The sequence below is a fragment of the Brevibacterium gallinarum genome (assembly GCF_014836885.1).
In the GTDB taxonomy this organism is placed as follows: domain Bacteria; phylum Actinomycetota; class Actinomycetes; order Actinomycetales; family Brevibacteriaceae; genus Brevibacterium; species Brevibacterium gallinarum.
Genome location: NZ_JACSPY010000002.1, coordinates 397,597 through 416,220, shown reverse-complemented (window position 1 = coordinate 416,220; position 18,624 = coordinate 397,597). Strand labels below are relative to the sequence as shown.

General features: G+C 69.1%; 20 protein-coding genes. 9 read left to right on the top strand and 11 right to left on the bottom strand.

Translation table 11 applies throughout. The features are described from left to right. The first annotated feature begins 59 nt into the window (after positions 1-59). A complete protein-coding gene (locus tag H9634_RS04055; RefSeq protein WP_191725527.1) occupies positions 60-1,007 on the top strand; it encodes an OmpA family protein in 948 nt (315 codons plus the stop codon). Between the two features lie 12 nt (positions 1,008-1,019). Here H9634_RS04055 and H9634_RS04050 read toward each other — a convergent pair whose 3' ends face one another. Continuing rightward, a complete protein-coding gene (locus tag H9634_RS04050) occupies positions 1,020-1,838 on the bottom strand; it encodes a hypothetical protein (protein ID WP_191725481.1) in 819 nt (272 codons plus the stop codon). Between the two features lie 233 nt (positions 1,839-2,071). Between H9634_RS04050 and H9634_RS04045 the strand changes: the two genes are divergently transcribed. After that, positions 2,072-2,287, top strand: a complete 216-nt coding sequence (locus H9634_RS04045; RefSeq protein WP_102162091.1) for a DUF3073 domain-containing protein — start codon at positions 2,072-2,074, stop codon at positions 2,285-2,287. Between the two features lie 66 nt (positions 2,288-2,353). Here the strand turns inward: H9634_RS04045 and purM are convergent, their stop codons facing one another. The 6 genes from purM to H9634_RS04015 all read right to left on the bottom strand — a co-directional run bounded on the left by purM (position 2,354) and on the right by H9634_RS04015 (position 8,344). Further along, positions 2,354-3,457 carry a phosphoribosylformylglycinamidine cyclo-ligase gene (gene purM, locus H9634_RS04040; RefSeq protein ID WP_191725480.1) on the bottom strand — a complete coding sequence of 368 codons (1,104 nt, stop codon included), beginning with the start codon at positions 3,455-3,457 and terminating at the stop codon, positions 2,354-2,356. Next, complete coding sequence (gene purF, locus H9634_RS04035; RefSeq protein ID WP_191725479.1) at positions 3,457-4,941, bottom strand: amidophosphoribosyltransferase; 1,485 nt, start codon at positions 4,939-4,941, stop codon at positions 3,457-3,459. Before purF ends, purM begins: the two co-directional genes overlap by 1 nt. Positions 4,942-4,945: 4 nt before the next feature. Beyond that, a complete protein-coding gene (locus tag H9634_RS04030; protein ID WP_191725478.1) occupies positions 4,946-5,359 on the bottom strand; it encodes a hypothetical protein in 414 nt (137 codons plus the stop codon). A 92-nt stretch (positions 5,360-5,451) separates the two neighbouring features. After that, a complete protein-coding gene (locus H9634_RS04025; RefSeq protein WP_191725477.1) occupies positions 5,452-6,339 on the bottom strand; it encodes a DMT family transporter in 888 nt (295 codons plus the stop codon). Next, positions 6,336-7,796 carry an aldehyde dehydrogenase family protein gene (locus tag H9634_RS04020; RefSeq protein ID WP_191725476.1) on the bottom strand — a complete coding sequence of 487 codons (1,461 nt, stop codon included), beginning with the start codon at positions 7,794-7,796 and terminating at the stop codon, positions 6,336-6,338. The genes H9634_RS04025 and H9634_RS04020 overlap by 4 nt, the downstream gene beginning before the upstream one ends. Positions 7,797-7,864: 68 nt before the next feature. Continuing rightward, positions 7,865-8,344: an Lrp/AsnC family transcriptional regulator gene (locus tag H9634_RS04015; protein ID WP_225210543.1), complete on the bottom strand. Its 480-nt coding sequence runs from the start codon at positions 8,342-8,344 to the stop codon at positions 7,865-7,867. A gap of 149 nt (positions 8,345-8,493) precedes the next feature. Between H9634_RS04015 and H9634_RS04010 the strand changes: the two genes are divergently transcribed. The 3 genes from H9634_RS04010 to H9634_RS04000 all read left to right on the top strand — a co-directional run bounded on the left by H9634_RS04010 (position 8,494) and on the right by H9634_RS04000 (position 11,077). Next, positions 8,494-9,690, top strand: coding sequence for a trans-sulfuration enzyme family protein (locus tag H9634_RS04010; protein WP_191725474.1), 1,197 nt, complete (start codon positions 8,494-8,496; stop codon positions 9,688-9,690). An 80-nt stretch (positions 9,691-9,770) separates the two neighbouring features. Next, a complete protein-coding gene (locus tag H9634_RS04005; RefSeq protein ID WP_191725473.1) occupies positions 9,771-10,226 on the top strand; it encodes a hypothetical protein in 456 nt (151 codons plus the stop codon). Beyond that, positions 10,226-11,077, top strand: a complete 852-nt coding sequence (locus H9634_RS04000; protein WP_225210542.1) for a hypothetical protein — start codon at positions 10,226-10,228, stop codon at positions 11,075-11,077. The genes H9634_RS04005 and H9634_RS04000 overlap by 1 nt, the downstream gene beginning before the upstream one ends. A gap of 4 nt (positions 11,078-11,081) precedes the next feature. Here H9634_RS04000 and H9634_RS03995 read toward each other — a convergent pair whose 3' ends face one another. Genes H9634_RS03995 through H9634_RS03985 form a run of 3 tightly spaced genes read right to left on the bottom strand, consistent with a single transcriptional unit; the run spans position 11,082 to position 14,039 of the window. Beyond that, entirely contained in the window at positions 11,082-12,602 is a 1,521-nt protein-coding gene (locus H9634_RS03995) for a phytoene desaturase family protein (RefSeq protein ID WP_191725471.1), read from the bottom strand. 4 nt (positions 12,603-12,606) lie between these two features. Then, entirely contained in the window at positions 12,607-13,005 is a 399-nt protein-coding gene (locus H9634_RS03990) for a sterol carrier family protein (RefSeq protein ID WP_191725470.1), read from the bottom strand. After that, positions 13,002-14,039, bottom strand: a complete 1,038-nt coding sequence (locus H9634_RS03985) for an asparaginase (RefSeq protein ID WP_191725469.1) — start codon at positions 14,037-14,039, stop codon at positions 13,002-13,004. Before H9634_RS03985 ends, H9634_RS03990 begins: the two co-directional genes overlap by 4 nt. Before the next feature lie 57 nt (positions 14,040-14,096). On the opposite strand from H9634_RS03985, the gene purD reads away from it, so the two are divergent. Continuing rightward, the gene (gene purD / locus H9634_RS14440) at positions 14,097-15,386 is read left to right on the top strand and encodes a phosphoribosylamine--glycine ligase (protein ID WP_225210541.1); all 1,290 of its coding nucleotides are present in this window, start codon (positions 14,097-14,099) and stop codon (positions 15,384-15,386) included. Positions 15,387-15,410: 24 nt separating this feature from the next. Continuing rightward, on the top strand, positions 15,411-16,316 hold the full coding sequence (locus H9634_RS14435; RefSeq protein ID WP_225210540.1) for a phosphoribosylaminoimidazolesuccinocarboxamide synthase: 906 nt from the start codon (positions 15,411-15,413) through the stop codon (positions 16,314-16,316). A gap of 7 nt (positions 16,317-16,323) precedes the next feature. On the opposite strand, the gene H9634_RS03975 is transcribed toward H9634_RS14435, so the two are convergent. Further along, positions 16,324-17,394, bottom strand: coding sequence for a hypothetical protein (locus tag H9634_RS03975; protein WP_225210539.1), 1,071 nt, complete (start codon positions 17,392-17,394; stop codon positions 16,324-16,326). 158 nt (positions 17,395-17,552) lie between these two features. Here H9634_RS03975 and purS point away from each other — a divergent pair, with 158 nt between their 5' ends. After that, positions 17,553-17,825, top strand: a complete 273-nt coding sequence (gene purS, locus H9634_RS03970) for a phosphoribosylformylglycinamidine synthase subunit PurS (RefSeq protein WP_175294236.1) — start codon at positions 17,553-17,555, stop codon at positions 17,823-17,825. Between the two features lie 35 nt (positions 17,826-17,860). After that, complete coding sequence (gene purQ, locus H9634_RS03965; RefSeq protein WP_191725525.1) at positions 17,861-18,601, top strand: phosphoribosylformylglycinamidine synthase subunit PurQ; 741 nt, start codon at positions 17,861-17,863, stop codon at positions 18,599-18,601. The last annotated feature ends 23 nt before the right edge of the window (positions 18,602-18,624 follow it).

The following is an 18,624-nucleotide window of genomic DNA, read 5'->3' as shown; positions in this document are numbered from 1 at the left end:
AAGGCTCCGATCGGTGCGGGTGAAGCGTCAACCAGCAGTAGGCTAACACTGTTAGCCTACTGCTTGGCGAGGGTCCGCGGCAATGCCCGTGCGCTCGCTTCTCGGACCGCCCGCTCTTCGCACTCGACGCCGACACCCTCGATGCGAAGGCCGACGGCGTCATCGCATCGACCGCCGATGAGCTCAAGCGCACGGCGCAGGGCCAGACGGTCACCGTCGAGGGCCACACCGACGATCAGGGCGAGGACGCCTACAACCAGTCGCTGTCCGAACGCCGCGCCGAGGCGGTCAAACAGGCCCTCGAATCCAAGCTCGACGGAACCGGTATCACGCTTCAGACGAAGGGCTACGGTGAGTCCCAGCCGAGCGTGCCCAACACCGGCGCAGATGGGCAGCCGATCGAGAAGAACCGCGCACTCAACCGCCAGGTGTCCTTCACCTACACCCCGGCCGCTGAGGTGAAACCGAACGTCGACACCGGCGAGCAACTGCCGGACATCCCGGAGATGGAGCCGGCCAATGGGGCGGCCGGCGCCACCAGCGGCGCCTCCGGCGGGCAGGCGCCGATCGCCTCGGGCATCCTCACCCCACCGGAGGGCAACCCGGGCTCGGAGCTGCGCCTCGACGTCGACTCACTCACCGAAGCCGGTGACTTCTACGTCCTCAGCTACAGCTTCCGCACCGCCGACGGCTCCGCCGATGAGCAGGCGCTGGCCGGTGACCCCGCGAATCCCGAAGCGCTGCACTTCGGGCAGAACCCGGAGACGACCCTGCGCTCATATGCGACGAGCGCGAACCTCGCCCTGCACGATGACCAGGCGAACCTGCTCGCCAGGCCGGTCACTGCCGGCGGTTCGGACTGCCTGTGCGCGCAGAACGGCGTGAAGGATGCGGCCTTCGGTGAGCCGATCCGGCAGCTCGCGTATTTCCCCAAACAGGGGCTCGACTCTGAGACTCTGTCGCTGCGGGTGGCCGAGACCGGCCGTCTGGAGATCCCCGTCAGATAGCCGGGCAACGCCTCAGCTGCTGCGGGCGTAGAGGCCGATCATCTCCCACTGGCGGGTGTAGCGGTTGAAGGCGCGGATCGCGCCCTCGGTGTCGTCGACGTCGAGGCAGTCGATCCAGTCGGTGACGTGTTCGGCGCCGGTGTCCGGCCACAGCACGTCGCTCATGCCGCCGAGGTCGAGTTCGAGCATCGCGTTCATATCGAAGTCATCGAGCCAGTCGCCGAAGGCTTCGGTCGATTCGACGACGGTGCGCAGCCGGGACTTCTCGTCCATCACATCGTGGGCCCATTCGACGCGGGCGGCGGCGGTGACGATCGGGGTGCGGATGCGAATCCGGAAGCTGCCGTCTGCGGTGTCGGTGCTGATGACGCGGTCGTTGCCCGGGTCGATCGCCAGCCACCACACCGGGGAGACGTCCCAGGCTGAGGTGCGGGTGAACACGCGGGTGTCCGGGTCGTCCTGCATCCATTCGACCCGGTGGCTGGCCGCCCGGCGGCGGGCGGCCTTGGGCACGAACATGTCGAGCTCAGTCCGCGGGTGGGCTTCCATGAGCGCATCGAGGGCGTGCCAGGAGCGGATGTCGTCCTGGACGGGGCAGACGCGGTCGAAGCTGTCGCCGGTCTCCGCGCCGGTGAGGAACAGCGGGGTGCCGCGGTAGGAGTCGGCGACAGGGTCCGGGGGCAGGCTGATGAGCCGGTCGTCGGCGTCCTCGGCGACGAGGCGCTCGATGGTCTCCCGGTTGGCACTGACAGGGTAGTCGGCGAACTCCTCGTGCACGACCAACGGCTCGAACACTCGCAGGGAGATGACATAGCTGCGCTCGTAACCCATGCTCCTACTCTAGCGTTCACACCCGGTTCGCCTCCGCCTCGGGCCCGGGCTCTTCTGGACTCATTCGCCTTTTGCTCGGGACTGTCTCATAATGGTGTCCAGTATTCCCGCGCTCGCCTGAGGTGACATGACACCTCTGTGGCGGCGGGGTAGGATTCGAAGCACAGACAACCGGAGAATCCCGGGGCCGACAGCCAGCAGCCCTGGGTCTGACCAGGAGGGGGTCGACGCCTGTGGGTCGCGGCCGCGCAAAGGCGAAGCAGATCAAGGTTGCCCGTAAGCTGAAGTACTACAGCCCGGAGACGGACCTGAGTGCGCTCCAGCGAGAGCTCGGGGGCGCGTCGACGTCTGATGACTCCGATGACTACGCGGACTATGATGATCCGGATTACTCCGATTATGCTGATAAGTACGCTGACGATGAGGACAGCGACGACCGCTCCCACTGAGCGCTGATCGCTTCAGGGCCCTGCCGACAGGCGGGGCCCTTCGCCGTTTTCGAGGCGGTGGCCTCCTCAGTCGAGCAGGATCGCCGCGCCCCCGTCGACGCCCTTGGCACCCTGCACGTAGTACGGGTCGGACGCATATGCACCGTCGTCGCCGGTGACCTCGCCGAGCAGCCAGGAGCCGGGCAGGGCGGCGAGCACCGCCTCGGCGGCGGCCGGGTCGACAGCCAGGACCATGCCGACGCCGAGGTTCCAGGTGCGTTCGCGGTCGGCCTGCGGAACCTGGCCGAGGTCTCCGAGGACGTCGAAGACGGCCGGGATCTCCCAGCTGGCCCGGTGCATGCGGGCGAGTGTGCCCTGCGGGATGACGCGGGCGACGTTGGCCGACAGGCCGCCGCCGGTGACGTGCGACATCGCGTGGATAGCACCGGGCCGGGCGTCGAGGATCGCTGCGAGGTCACCGGTGTAGACGCGGGTGGGGGTGAGGATCTCCTCGCCGAGGGTGCGGGAGAACTCCGGGACTTCGCGGTCGAGGGCCCAGCCGGCGTCGGCGATGATGCGGCGGACGAGTGAGTAGCCGTTGGAGTGCAGGCCGGAGGCCGGCAGCCCGATGAGCACATCACCGGTGTTGACGCGTTCGGGCCCGAGGAGGTCCTCGGCTTCCACAGCGCCGGTGGCCGCTCCGGCGACATCGTATTCGTCGACGCCGAGCAGGCCGGGGTGCTCAGCGGTCTCGCCGCCGACGAGTGCGACGCCGGCAGACGCACAGGCTTCGGCGATGCCGCGGACGATGTCGGCGATGCGTTCGGGCACGACCCTGCCGCAGGCGATGTAGTCGGTCATGAACAGCGGGCGGGCGCCGCAGACGATGATGTCGTCGACGACCATGCCGACGAGGTCGTAGCCGATGGTGTCGTGGATGTCGAGGGCCTGGGCGATCGCGACCTTGGTGCCGACGCCGTCGGTGGAGGTGGCGAGGTAGGGCTGGCGGTAATCCTTGAGCCAGGTGACGTCGAACAGGCCGGCGAAACCGCCGAACCCGCCGACGACACGGGCGTTGTGGGTGGCGGCGACTGCGGACTTCATCAGCTCGACGGCCCGATCGCCGGCTTCGACGTCGACGCCGGCAGAGGCGTAGGTGGTGGCCTCGGGGCTGGTGTGGTCCTGGGTCATCAGCATCCTCTTTCAGCTGCCGCGGTGTCGGGCACGGTGATGGGGTAGTTGCCGGAGAAGCAGGCGGTGCACAGTTCGGCTTCGCGCTGCTGGGTGGCGGCGATCATCCCGTCGAGTGAGATGTAGCCGAGTGAGTCGGCGCCGAGTGACTGGCAGATCTCATCGGTCGTCAGGCCGTTGGCGATGAGTTCGGCGCGGGTGGCGAAGTCGATGCCGTAGAAGCACGGCCATTTGACCGGCGGGGAGGAGATGCGGATGTGGATCTCCTTCGCCCCTGCCTCGCGCAGCATGCGCACGAGGGCCCGCTGGGTGTTGCCGCGCACGATCGAGTCGTCGACGACGACGAGCCGGCGGCCGGCGATGTTCTCCTTGAGCGGGTTGAGCTTGAGCCGGATGCCGAGCTGGCGCAGCGTCTGGGAGGGCTGGATGAAGGTGCGGCCGACGTAGGCGTTCTTCATCAGCCCCTGCCCGAACGGGATGCCGGATTCCTCGGCGTAGCCGACGGCGGCCGGGGTGCCCGATTCGGGCGTGGCGATGACGAGGTCGGCGTCGACGGGGTATTCGCGGGCGAGCTGGCGGCCCATCTCGGTGCGGGCGGCGTGCACGGTCTTGCCGTTGAGCACGCTGTCGGGCCGGGCGAGGTAGACGTATTCGAAGACGCAGCGGGCCTGTTCGGGTTCGGCCCACCGGTAGGAGCGCAGGCCGTCTTCGTCGATGGCGATGAGCTCGCCGGGTTCGATCTCGCGGACGAAGGAGGCGCCGACGATGTCGAGGGCTGCGGTCTCACTGGCGACGACCCAGCCGCGTTCGAGGCGGCCGAGGGCCAGCGGGCGCACGCCGTGGCGGTCGCGGGCGGCGTACAGGGTGTGCTCGTCCATGAAGACGAGTGAGAAGGCGCCGTCGAGCGTGGGCATGAGCTCCCGGGCGGCGGCGGTGAGGTTCTCGGCCGCCGACGAGGCGAGCAGCTCGGTGACGAGCGACGTGTCGTTCGAGGAGTCGCGTCCCGACCGGGTGCGGGCCGGTTTCTGGGTGGCGGCCTTGACGGTCTCGTCGCGGGCGGCGGCCTTCTCGTCGGCCATCTCCTGCAGGTCGGCGAAGTTCGTCAGGTTGCCGTTGTGCGCCAGTGCGACGGTGCCGAACGGGGTGGGTCCGAGGGTGGGCTGGGCGTTCTCCCAGGACGAGACCCCGGTGGTGGAGTAGCGGGTGTGGCCGACGGCGATGTGGCCGGGCAGGGTGTCGAGGTCGCTTTCGTCGAAGACCTGGGAGACGAGTCCCATATCGCGGTAGATGAGGATCTGCTTGCCGTTGCTGGCGGCGATGCCGGCCGATTCCTGACCGCGGTGCTGGAGGGCGTAGAGGCCGAAGTAGGTGAGCTTGGCGACCTCCTCACCGGGGGCCCAGACGCCGAAGACGCCGCATTCGTCCTGCGGGCCCTGGTCGGCGAGGTCGAAATCGTCGCTGGAGGCTGCGTTCACGCGTGTCACGCCGTTATTCTCTCACATCCGTCTCCCCCGCCCGGCGGGGTTCGGAGGGTTCTTCAGCCGCCTCGGTCTCCCCCGCCTCGGGGTCGGCAGGGGTTTCGCGGGAGGACACCTCGGTCTCGTCTTCCGCAGGTGCCGGGTCGTGCGCGGCAGGCACCGTGTAGGTGCGGGCGCGGCGCAGACTGATGCGGTCGAGGATGAGGGCGACGATGGCACCGAGGAAGCCGCCGATGGCGCCTAAGAAGACCATGAGCATCCACGTCGCCGAGGCCTGGGTCACCTCGGTCTCGACGCCGGCCATGTCGACGGGCAGGAAGGACAGGATGCCGCCTGCGATCATGCCGAGGATGACGCCGAGGATGATGAACGCCGAGTATTTGGGGCTGCGGCGGACCGAGACGTCGATCGTGTCGTCGTTCATGGGCTCCCTTGGTTGCCGTGGTGGCAGGCCCATCGCCTGCCGGTGTGCGCCCAACAGTCTAGTTCACCGGCCGGTCGCGCCGCGATTCCCCGTCACGCCAAGGCGATGAGCCCGATGCCTGTGATGACGATGGCAGCACCGGTCAGCCGCCTGCCGAGGTCGCGTTCGTGGAAGAGCCACCAGGCCAGCAGCATGCCGATGATGATCGAGGTCTCCCGCAGCGGGGCGATAAGCGACACCTGGGCCTGCTGCATAGCGATGAGGACGAGGATGTAGGCCAGCGGGCTGAGCACGGCGACGACGGCGACAGCCCGTTTGTTCCCGACGGCCACCGCGCGCAGGTCGGCGGGCCGGCGCAGGGCGCGCGGGGCCATGACGATGGCGTTGAAGGCGGTGCTGACGGCGAAGTAAACAAGCGGCGGATACTCGGTCGTCGTCACGACGTGGTGGTCCCATAGCGTGTAGCCGGCGATGAACGCTCCGGTCAGCCCGCCCCAGAACAGCCCGGTGAGCAGCGGGCGGCGCCTCTCCCGCCTGTCCGGGATCCCTGCCGCCGCCGGGCCCGGCACGGTGACGACGGCGATGCCGGCGATGATGACAAGCCCGCCGGCCACTCCTGCCCAGCCGGGCCGCTCGCCGAGCACGGCGAGTGCGATGAGGATCGTGAGGACGGGTCCGGTGCCGCGGGCGACGGGGTAGACGATGCCGAGGTCCGCCCGGTCGTAGCCGGTCTGCAGGGTAACCGAATAGGCGATGTGCAGAAGTCCTGAGACGACGGCGACGCCGAGCAGCGGCCAGCCGAGAAGCTCCGGCCGCTGGGCGAGGATCGTGATGCCGATGGGCAGCAGCAGGAGCGCGGAGATCAGCTGGTAGGCAAAGACGAACGTGTAGCCGTGCCCGCTGACGGTCTTGGCCGCGGCATTCCAGAGGGCGTGGGCGAGGCTGGCGGTGAGCACCAGCCCGAGGGCGGTGAGGGTCAAATCTTCATGACGACGGTCTTCGTCTGCGTGTATTCGTCGAAGGCCTCGATCGACTTCTCGCGCCCGTACCCGGACTTCTTGAAGCCGCCGAAGGGCAGTTCGACGCCGCCGCCGGCGCCGTAGGTGTTGACGAACACCTGGCCGGCTTCGATCTCTGCGGCCATCCGGTGGGCGCGTGAGAGGTTCTGCGTCCACACGGCGGAGACGAGTCCGTAGTCGGTGCCGTTGGCCTCGGCGATCGCCTGCTCGTCGGAGTCGAAGCTGCGGGAGACGACGACGGGCCCGAACACCTCCTCCTGCCAGATCTCGGAGCCGGCCTCGACATCGGCGACGATCGTCGGGGCGAAGAAGGCGCCCTCCGTGCCGGCCGAGCCATCCGTTCCCGAGGTGCTGATCGCCTCGGGCGCGGCACCGCCGGTGAGAATCTCGCCTGAGTCGAGGCGCTCGAGGAACCCGGTCACCCGCTCGAACTGCTTGCGGGAGACGAGCGGGCCGAGCATCGGGTCGTCGAGTCCGGGCCCGATCGTCACCTCGCGCATCGCAGCGCTCATCTTCTCCAGCACCTCGTCGCGGACGTCGGCGTGGACGAGCAGCCGGGAGCCGGCCGAACACGTCTGGCCGGCGTTCTGGATGATCGAGCGGACCAGGGAGGGCACGGCTGCGTCGATGTCGGCATCGGCGAAGACGATGTTGGCGGATTTGCCGCCGAGTTCGAGCACGGTCGGGATGACCCGGTCGGCTGCTGCCCGGGCGATGATCGAGCCGGTGCCGGTTGAGCCGACGAAGCCGAGGTGGGCGACCTCGGGGTGCTGGGCGAGTGCCGCACCGGCTTCCCGGCCGAGTCCGGTGACGACGTTGAAGGCGCCGGTGGGGAAGCCTGCCTTATGGAGGATCTCGGCTAGGCGCAGGGTGGTGCGCGGGGTTTCGTCTGCCGGTTTGGCCACCGCGCAGTTGCCGGTGGCCAGTGAGGTGGCTGCCGCCCGGCCGACGAGCTGGAGGGGGTAGTTCCAGGCGACGATGTGGCCGGTGACGCCGTAGGGTTCGCGGCGGGTGTATACATGCATGTCCTCGCCGAGCGGGATGGTGTGGCCGTAGTAGGCCTCGATGGTGTGGCCGTAGAACTCGAAGTAGCGGGCGCACACGTCGACGTCGGCATAGGCCTGGGTCAGCGGTTTGCCGGTGTCTTCGCTTTCGAGCCGGGCGAGGTTCTCACGGTCTGCGCGGATGAGTTCGGCTGCTGCCACGAGCAGGCGGGCGCGCTCCTGTGGTGCGGTGCGGCCCCAGGACTGCTGGGCTTTGCTGGCGGCGATGACGGCCTGGTCGACTTCGTCGAAGCCGCCCCGGGCGATCTGCCCGATCGTCTGGTTCGTCGCCGGGTCGATGTTGTCGTAGGTCGTCACCGAGGGCACATGACGGCCGCCGATGAAGGACGTGATCTGCGCAGGAGTTGAGGCCATGTCCTGAGCCTAAGCCCCCGCACCCGAGGTGTCAGCCCGCAGGCCGGATCCCGGACGCGCCGCCCTCCTCAGTCGGCATCGAGGGCGGTGGCCCAGCCGGTGCCCGGCAGGTTCTCGAAGACGAGGTTCGTCTGGGTGCGGGTGATGGCCGGGTGGCTGGCGAGGTTGTCGACGACGAAGTCGCGCAGGGCATCGGCGTCGGTGGCGACGACGTGGATGATGAAGTCGTCGCTGCCGGCCATGTGGAAGACCGAGAGCACGCCCGGCCAGGTGGGGGCATCGCGGCGCAGCGCGGCGATCGCGGTGCGGTCGAGGTGGCCGATCTGGCAGGAGATCATCGCCTCCAGCGGCAGGCCGATGCGGTCCTTGTCGACGGTGATGCCGAATTTCGCGATCACCCCGGTGGACACGAGCCGGCGGATGCGCAGCGCAACAGTCGATTCGGCCACGCGCAGCTGGCGGGCCAGCGCTCGGCCCGGGGCGCGCGCGTCGGCATCGAGCAGGCGCAGCAGCTGCCGGTCGATGGCATCGAGTTCGACATCGGCCATGGGCACTCCCCTCTTCCGCATCGCAGTGTCTGCGGCAGACTGCGATCCAATGCCCATTGTGCCGCAGTTTCTGCAGAATCATCTGCCTATTGTGCAATTATCTGCAGCGGATGCGCGATTCAGTGGCGATGAGGAGTTGAATGCAGGCTATGAGCCACATCACGCCCGGCGACTCCGCCGCCCACCACACCCACCCTGACACCCTGGCCGTGCACGGCCCGGCCGCCCGCGCGGTCGCGGAGGGCACCCACGTTCCCACCATCGATCTGTCGACGACCTACCCGCTGCCCGAGGTGGAGTCCGGTGGGGATTCCTATGAGCTGCTCGCCGGCGGCGGCCGCGCCAAGGATGGGGCGACCTCGCTGGTCTACCAGCGGCTGTGGTCGCCGAACGCCTCGGACTTCGAAGAGGGACTGGCCGCCCTCGAAGGCGCGGAGTCAGCCGTCAGCTTCGCCACCGGGATGGCAGCGATCTGCGCGGTGCTCCAGCAGCGGGTGGCTGCCGGCAAGCCGCATATCGTTGCGATCCGCCCGCTCTACGGCGGCACCGACCATGTGCTCGCCACCGGTTTCCTCGGCACTCGCGTCACGTGGGCGACCCCCGACACTGTGACTGAGTCGGTCGAATCCGACACCGGTCTCGTCGTCATGGAGACCCCGGCGAATCCGACGCTCGAACTCGTCAACATCGCCGCTGTTGTCGCGGCAGCCGGGGACGTGCCGGTCATGGTCGACAACACGTTCGCCACCCCGGTCCTGCAGCAGCCGCTGGCGCACGGGGCTGCGTATTCGGTGCATTCGGCTACGAAGTACCTCGGCGGCCACGGCGATGCGATGGGCGGCATCGTCGCCTGCTCCGAAGACCGCGCCCGCGAACTGCGCGGTGTCCGCTCGCTCACCGGCGGGCTGCTGCACCCGATGGGCGCCTATATGCTCGCCCGCGGTCTGCGCACCCTGCCGATCCGCATCCGCCAGCAGCAGGAGAATGCCCAGGCTGTTGCCGAGGCGCTGGCTGCCCACCCGGCGATCGCTCGGGTGTTCTTCCCCGGTCTCGACGGCCAGGATCCGGCCGGGCTCATCGGTTCGCAGATGTCCGGCCCCGGCGCGATGCTCGCCCTCGACATGGCCGGCGGCTACCAGGCCGCTGCCGCGTTCGCCGAGCGCACCCGCCTGGCTGTGCACGCTGTCTCCCTCGGCGGCGTTGACACTCTCATCCAGCATCCGGCCTCGCTGACCCACCGCCCGGTCGCCCCCGACGCCCGCCCTGCTGCTGGTGTCGTGCGCGTCTCGATCGGGCTGGAGGATCCACGCGACATCATTGCCGATTTCACTCAGGCTCTCAGCTGAGGGACAACTCCCGACAGCACCTCAGCGGCCGCGCCTTTTCGGTGCGGCCGCTGCGCATGTCGGCGGTAGAATGACAGTTTATGAAGACCGGTTCTCCCCTCGGTCCTTGGGCCATCGGCTGGCGCATCATCGCGCCCGTGGCGGCACTTGCCGTGCTCACCACCGGCCAGTTCCTCAAGACGAACGACTATTTTCCCCTCGGCTCACTGTCGCAGTACTCAACGGCCCGCGACCTCAACGGCCAGGTCAAGACCGCCTATCTGCTCGCCCGGTTCCCCGGCAGCGATGAGGACGTCAACCTGAGCCTCAACCTCCGGGTCGTCGGCATCGAGCGCGGTGATGTCGAGTCCCAGCTCGGCAACATCATCGCCGACCCGTCGATGCTGCAGACGATCGCTGACGGCTACGCGCGCCTGCACCCGGGTGAGCCGCAGCCGACCCATCTGACGCTGTGCCGGTCGATCACGCAGCTGAAGAACGGTGTGGAGACCGGCGAACCGGAGCACATCGTGCTCGCCGAATGGCAGGTGCGCTGATGCACCGCTTCACCGACTGGTTCCTGCCCGCCGTCCCCGCTGCGCGCCTGGCGGTCTTCCGCGTCATCATCTACGCGTTCGTGCTCATCGACGTGTTCCTCATGTCCAACGACGTCGTCAACCACGGCTACAAGCCCGACTTCTACCAGCCGACACTCCTGCCCCGCCTGCTCGGCCTGCCGCCGGTGTCCGTCTGGGGTGCGCACACCCTGCAGGTGCTGCTCGTCGTCTTCTGCGTCCTCGGCGCGATCGGCATCGCCCAGCGCATCCCCACCGTCGGCGTCGCCGTCTGTTTCTGGTTGTGGATGATGTACTCACAGGGCTACGGCTATGTCGCCCACGACCACATGGCGCTCATGTTCGCCGTGCTCCTCATCCCCACCGCCGGCGTCATCGCCTTCTCCGACTTCCGCCCCGACCGGCGCGCCGGCTGGGTGCTGCGGATCGTGCAGATCTGTGTGGTGCTCACGTACTTCTATTCGGTGCTCATGAAGTGGATCGCCTCAGGCTCACTCATCCGCTGGGCCAACGGCGCGGTGTTCGTGTGGGCGATCATGCGCCGCGGATCGGTCTTCATCCGCTGGACGTTCGAATACCCCGGCCTGCTCATCGCCGCGCAGTGGGCGCTGCTCATCGTTGAGATCCTCACCCCGGTCGCCCTGTTCGTCAAGGGCCGGATCCTCTACGCGATCGTCATCTTCTTCTGCCTCTTCCACCTCGCGACCTACCTGTCACTCGGCATCCACTTCCTGCCGACCGTCGTGTGCTGGGCGGCGTTCCTGCCGCTCGAACGCCTGCTGCCGGCCTATCGCCGGCACACCGCGCCCGAGGCGGAGGTCGCCTCAGCCTGAGGACTCACCTTCCGGGTGCGAGACTCGGCACCGGCAGCCCGAACACATGTCTCAATGCCCGCTGGGCTGCGAACCAGCCGTTCATGCCGTGCACGCCCGGACCCGGCGGGGTGGCCGCCGAGCACAGGTAGACGCCGGGGATGCCGAGTGAGTAAGGATCCCAGGTCAGCCGGGGCCGGGCGACCATCCGGTACAGCGACACGGTGCCTGCGGCGATGTCGCCGCCTGCGTAGTTCTCGTTGTGCTCGGACATCTCTGATGCCGGCACGCAGGCGGAGTCGACGATGACATCGCGGAAGCCGGGGGCGAACCGCTCGATCTGGGCGGTGATGTGCTCGGTGACATCGACCGGGCAACCGGCCGGCACATGCGCGTACGTCCACAGTGGCCGCAGACCCGCCACCTCCCGGGAGGGATCAGCGACCGTCGGGTCGGAGACGAGCACGACGGGACGCTCGGGCAGCCGGCCGGAGGTGACCTCCGCCTCGGCGGCGACCATCTGCTCCCTGGTCCCGCCCAGGTGCAGGGTTCCCGCGGCGGTCAACTCAGGATCGCGCCACGGCACCGGCCCGGAGAGCACGAAGTCGACCTTCGCGGCGGCATCCCCGTGCCCGAAGCGCGTGAGCCCCGCCCGGGCCGTCGCCGGCAGGCTGGCGTCCCAGATGCGGGCGGCGGTACCAGCTGAGGTGTCGAGCAGATAGCTGCGGGCAGGCGGCAGGTCGGCGGCGGTCTCGATGAGCACGCCCGTGCGGATCGTCCCGCCGTGGGCTGCCAGGTCGGCGGCGAGCGCGTCGGTGATGGCCTGGGAGCCGCCGACGGGGATCGGCCAGCCGGCCCCGTGCGCGAGTGTCGCCAGCAGCATCGCTGCGGCTGCAGTCGCCGGGGAGGGCAGGGTGCCGATCGCATGCGAGGCGACACCGGCGAACAGGGCCCGGGCGGGCTCAGTGCGCAGCGGCAGATTCCAGGCCGGTGTCCCCTGCTGGAACAGCCGGGCCATGAACTGCGTCGAACGCGCGAGGGCGGCCGGGCTGCGCAGGGCAGCCGGCAGGGACCGCTTGTCACCGAGGGAGAGCCACACGATCTCCTCGATGTGATCGGCGAACGGCTCGAAGAACCGCTTCCACGCCGGCCCATCGGCACCGAGGCCCGCGGTGGTCCTATCGAGGTCGCGCCAGGCGAGCGCGGCCGGCTCGTCATCAAGCGGCTGGGCGTAGGAGAGCTCCGGCACCGCAAGCTCAACACCACGGGAAGCAAGGTCGAAATCAAGGAGGAACGGGCTCGCGAGCGCCATCGGGTGGACGGCCGAGCACACGTCGTGCAGCAGCGCTGAGGCGCCGGGCCGGTCGGCGGCGAGCCCGAGGTTGAGGGTGCGCGCTCCCCCACCGACAGTCTCCTGCGCCTCTAGGACCTCGACGCTCAGCCCTGCGCGGGCGAGGGTGACGGCGGCGGCCAGTCCGTTGGGTCCGGAGCCGACGATGACGGCATCGAGTGCCGGGCTCCGGCGGGCAGCCGGTGGCTGGTGCATGAGCTCAGCTGCCGGCGAGTTCAGCGGGAGTGAACAGCGGCAGCTGCTGGCTCAGATCGGCCCGCGTGCCCGAGGCGATGGCCGGGTCGGCGGCCTGTGCGTCGGTGAAGCTCAGTTCGCCGATCGCCAGCTTGAGCCAGGTCTCCGGGTCGGTTTCGATGACATTGGGTGGGGTGCCGCGGGTGTGCTTGGGGCCTGCGATGCACTGGGTGACGCCGAAGGGCGGGATGCGCACTTCGACGGTGCCGCCCTCATGCCGGGCGGCGAGCTCTTCGAGGGTGTAGCGCACGGCCATCGCGAGGGTGCCCCGTTCGACGGCGTCGGCGCCGGTGCGGCGGGCCTGTTCCCAGCGGGCGAGTGCGGCCCTGCCCTCGGTCTGGTCGATTCTGCGGCGAATGCTCATGTCTGGTCTCCTCCGTGCATCGCATCGTACAGGCCGGACCCGGCACGCACCTGTCCGACGACGGCAGGGGCGCCGTACTCGTCGATGCCGCCGGTGATCTGCGGGGCCAGATCGCTGATGACCGGCAGGGCGGCCTCGGCGTCGACCGCCCCGGCGTGGGCGAGCAGCTCCAAGGCGACCATCGAGGTGATCCGGTTCGACCCGTCGAGGCACTTGACCGCGACCGCCCAGCCGGCGCGGGTGCCCATCACCATGACGCCTTCGGCACCGAACTTCGCGAGCACCCCGAGGCGTTCGATCGCCACCGCATTCGGCCGGCCGTGCCCGTCGATCGCCCACGGATGCTCGAGCACCGCCTCGGTCAGCAGCCGGGCAGGTTCGCTCACGCCCGCTGCGATCTGGCCGGTGCCGCGGGCCAGGCGGGTGAGCGGCATCGCGTGCACCGGTGCCCCGCAGCCGTCGACGCCGACGTGGTCTGAGGGCGCCCCGCAGTAGCGTTCGACGGCGGCAGCGACAGCCTGCTGGACCGGGTTGTCCGGCGACAGGTAGGTGCCGGTGTCCCAGTTGTTGTGGGCGCAGGCAGCCAGGAAGGCTGCGTGCTTGCCGGAGCAGTTGTAGAACAGCCGCGAAGTCTGCTTGCCCTCAGCCCGCGTGAGGTAGCGGTAGTCCGGGTCGGCCGGTGCGACTGCCGGGCACTGAAGTGCGGCCTCGTCGAGACCAGCATCGGCGAGCATCTCCTCGACGACCCTCACATGTCCCTCTTCGGACCGGTGGGAGGCGGTGGCGAGCACGGCGGCCTCCCCGGCGAGTGCCACCCCGGTCTCCATGACGGCGACTGCCTGCAGCGGTTTGAGGCACGAACGGGTGAGCACCGGCGCCTCGGGAGCCCCGGCCTGCGCATACACGCCGCCGTCGGGGTCGAGGACGACGGCGGAGCCGATGTGACGGGATTCGATGAACCCGCTGCGCTCGATGACGGCGAGCTCAGCGGACTGGGCGGCGGTGCTGGTGGCAGGATCAGCGGAAGCACTCATGCCCCCACTCTAAAGCCTGCCTGCCCGGCTGCGAGTCGGCATACTAAGCTGAGGGGCATGAAGGTTCTCGTACTGGGCTCAGGCGCCCGCGAACATGCCATCGTCGCCGGTCTCATCCGCGATCCGCAGGTTGATGCCGTTATCGCCGCCCCCGGCAACCCGGGCATCGCGCTCATGTGCGACACCCGCGCCGTCGAGACCACCGACCCGGCTGCCGTCACCACACTCGCCCAAGAGCTCGACGCTGACCTCGTCGTCATCGGCCCCGAGGCGCCACTCGTCGCCGGGGTCGCCGATGCCCTGCGCGAGGCTTCGTTCCCGGTCTTCGGGCCCAGCGGCGAGGCCGCCGTGCTGGAGGGTTCGAAGGCGTTCGCCAAGGAGATCATGGCTGCAGCCGGTGTGCCCACCGCCGAGGCGGTCGCCGCCACTGATGAGGACGAAGCCGCTGCTGCCCTCGACCGGTTCGGCGCCCCCTACGTCGTCAAGGCCGACGGGCTGGCCGCCGGCAAGGGCGTCGTCGTCACCGATGACCGCGAGGCGGCACTCGCCCACGCCCGCTCGTGCCTGTCGGTCGCCGACCGTGTCGTCATCGAGGACTACCTCGACGGACCCGAGGTGTCCCTGTTCGTGCTCTGCGACGGCGCCACCGCCGTCCCACTGGAACCGGCCCAGGACTTCAAGCGGATCGGCGATGGCGACACCGGCCCGAACACCGGCGGGATGGGCGCCTACTCCCCGCTGCCATGGGCCCCGCCCGGCCTCGTCGACGAGATCGTCACGACCGTTGCCCAGCCGGTCGTCGACGAGATGGCTCGCCGCGGCACCCCGTTCACCGGACTCCTGTACTGCGGACTGGCGCTCACCGCCAAGGGGCTGAAGGTTGTGGAGTTCAATGTGCGCTTCGGCGACCCGGAGACCCAGTCGGTGCTCGCCCGCCTCGAGACCCCGCTCAGCACCGCACTCATGGCCGCAGCCACAGGCACACTCGCCGAGCTGACGCCCCTGCAGTGGGCCTCGGATGCCTCGGTCACCGTCGTCATGGCCGCCGCCGGCTACCCCGAGGCGCCGGTCACCGGCTCCCCGATCACCGGCCTGACCGAAGCCGCCGCTCAAGACGGGGTGATGGTCCTGCATGCGGGAACCACCACCTCGGGCACGGGAGACCAGCTGGCCACCGCCGGCGGGCGCGTGCTGTCTGTCGTCGCCAACGCCCCGACGCTGGCCGAGGCCCGCGAACGCGCCTATGCCGCGACCGCGCTCATCAGCTGGGAGGGCGAGCAGCACCGGTCCGACATCGCCGCCGCGGCGGCCGCCGGCCAGATCACGATCCCGTCCGCTACCGACTAGCACCACCGACTGAGGAGGTCCGCCATGAGCACCGACGCACCGCAGAGCCTGCCGGGCTGGCAGCACGTGTACTCCGGCAAGGTCCGCGACATGTACGTGCCCACAGACGGGCCGGCCGAACTGGCAGGCGCTGAGCGCGTGCTGCTCGTGGCCAGCGACCGGATCTCCGCCTACGACTTCGTCCTCGACACCCCGATCCCAGACAAGGGCGCGGTGCTCACCGGGCTGAGCCTGTGGTGGTTCGACCAGCTCACCGAGGTCATCGGCAACCACGTCACCTCCACCGACGTACCCGAGGCGCTGGCCGGCCGCGCGATGGTCTGCCGGCCTCTGGACATGTTCCCGGTCGAATGCGTGGCCCGCGGGTACCTCACCGGTTCAGGCCTGAAGGACTACGAGCGCACCGGCGCCGTGTGCGGTGTCTCCCTGCCAGCCGGCCTGCAGGAGGCCGACAAGCTGACGCCGGCGATCTTCACGCCCGCCACCAAGGCCGAGCTCGGTGATCACGATGAGAACATCAGCTTCGAGAAGACCGTCGAGCTGCTCGGTGAGGACGATGCCGAGCTGCTGCGCGATGTCACACTGCGCATCTACACACGGGCTGAGGAGATAGCCCGGGAGCGCGGCATCATCCTGGCCGATACGAAGTTCGAGTTCGGCCGGGACGCTGACGGCCGGGTGCTGCTCGCCGATGAGGTGCTGACCCCGGACTCCTCCCGGTTCTGGGACGCCGAAAGCTACACGCCGGGTCAGGTGCAGGCCAGTTTCGACAAGCAGTTCGTCCGCGACTGGCTCACCGGCCCGGACTCCGGGTGGGACAAGGACTCCGGCCAGCAGCCGCCGGCCCTGCCTGAGGAGATCGTCGCCAAGACCCGGCAGCGCTACATCGACGCCTTCGAACGGATCACCGGCGAGACCTTCCCCGGCTGAGCCCGGTTCAGTCCGCTGACGCGTCGACCTCCGGGGTGCGCATCCACTCACGCTGCCCGTGGGTGAGCTGCCGCAGGTTCGTATCCGAGTCGAAGCTCGCCCCGATCGCACCGGCGAACAGCCCGAGCGCGGCGGACAGCCACGCGAGCTCGACGTAGTCGTTCCACTCCGTCTCATCGCCGAGCACATCGGCCATGAATTGGGCGTCGATGACGATGAGCGAGGACAACAGGATGACGACGAAGAGGATGGCGTAGACGAGCGTCACCCCGACGAGCAGCGTCATCACCGTCGAGAAGTTGTACAGCACCGTCACCGCGGCCAGGGATTCGCGCTTCGGCTTGTCCCACAGCCGGTGGCCGAAGATGAGCCACGTCGCCACGAGCGTGATGGCCAGCAGCCCGATGAGGATGAGCCGGGCGGTCGGCAGGTAGTCGGCCATCTGCCAGATCGAGTTGTAGAAGATGCCGAACGCGCCGGCGGCCGCCGCCGCGGCGAGCGCGCTCGAGAGCTTCGGGACTGCCTTCCACGGCTCATTGGCCATGATCATGCCCATCGCCATGCGCGGCCCACCGGTGAAGGTGTGGGCGTGCAGCAGATGCTCACGATCCTCGTGGTCATACGTCCACGACGACCACCGGAACCCCGAGGAGGGCCGCTCATGGCTCCCGTCGATCATGCGCGTCACGGCGGCCGTCATCGTCGTCACGAGCCGTTCGGACCTGGCCCACACACCGAAGGTCGGCAGCGAGATGACAGCGATCGACAGGCCGGTGAACACCTCGGCAATGAGCGGATGACCGCGCGTGTGGCGTGGGATCTCAGTGAGGAACACCGTGGCATGGGCCGGTTCGGTCAGCTCAGCGAGCTCCTCGGCGGCCTCCATGTCGAGTTCGAACTCCGGGGTCAGGCGCAGGGTCGCGCTGCGCACCTCGACGCTGACCTCCTGACCGAGCTCGAGCACCAAACGCTCGGCGAGCTCGTCCTTGGCGGCTTCGGCCCGCTTGGTCGGGGTGCCGGGATCGGCGATGAGCACGACCCGGTCGAATGTCGTCGGCAGCTGTGGTGCGACGGACATGGCCACCCGCCCTTCCGGCCGCGTCGTCGGCGGCAGAGACTGTGCGATTCGCGGTCACGCTACCAGAGGCTGCCCGGGCTGTGGGCGCTGTTAGGATTGAGACTGCTCACGGTCGGCTGCCGGTCAGCCGCGCACATCGCACAAGGGAGAACGTGGACATGGCACGTGTCGTCGTCGAGGTCATGCCGAAGCCGGAGATCCTCGATCCGCAGGGCAAGGCGATCAGCTCGGGGCTGCGCCGGCTGGGATTCGACGGGTTCACCGACGTCCGGCAGGGCAAGCGCTTCGAGCTCACCGTCGACGGTGAGGTCACCGATGCGGTGCTCGCCGAGGTCCGCGATGCCGCCGAGAAGCTGCTGTCGAACCCCGTCATCGAAAACGTCGTCGCCGTGCGCGTCGAGGAGGAAGACACCGAGGCAGGTGCCCGGTGACCGACCGCAGCGCCTACACCTCCGGCGGCCCCCTCATCGGCGCCCCCGCCTCGTCGGCCCCGACCCCCGGCGCTGCCGGCGCCCGGATCGGCGTCGTCACCTTCCCCGGCACCCTCGACGACCGGGATGCCGCCCGTGCGGTCACCCTGGCCGGCGCCGAGGCGGTGCACCTGTGGCATGCCGATGAGTCCCTGTCCGACGTCGATGCGGTGATCCTGCCCGGCGGGTTCTCCTACGGCGACTACCTGCGCTGCGGGGCGATCGCCCGGTTCGCCCCGATCATGGATGCCGTCATCGCAGCAGCCAAGGGCGGGATGCCGGTGCTCGGCATCTGCAACGGCTTCCAGGTGCTGTGCGAGGCTCATCTGCTGCCCGGCGCGCTCGTGCGCAACGACTCCCAGCAGTTCGTGTGCCGGGATCAGAAGCTGCGCATCGAGAACGCTGAGACTGCCTGGACCTCGGATTTCACCGCCGGGCAGGAGATCGTCATCCCGCTCAAGAACGGTGAAGGCGGCTATATGGCTGATGACGCCGCCCTCGACATGCTCGAAGGTGAGGGCCGGGTTGTGGCCCGCTACCTGGAGGTCAACCCGAACGGCTCACGCAACGACATCGCCGGCATCACCGATGCAACCGGCCGGATCGTCGGGCTGATGCCGCACCCCGAGCACGCCGTTGAGGCCGGCTATGGCCCGGACACGGCTGAGGGGATGCGCACCGGCCTTGACGGGCAGGGCTTCTTCACCTCGGTCATCTCCGCACTCGTGCGCGCCTGAGCCTGCCTGCCGCGGGTGCTGCT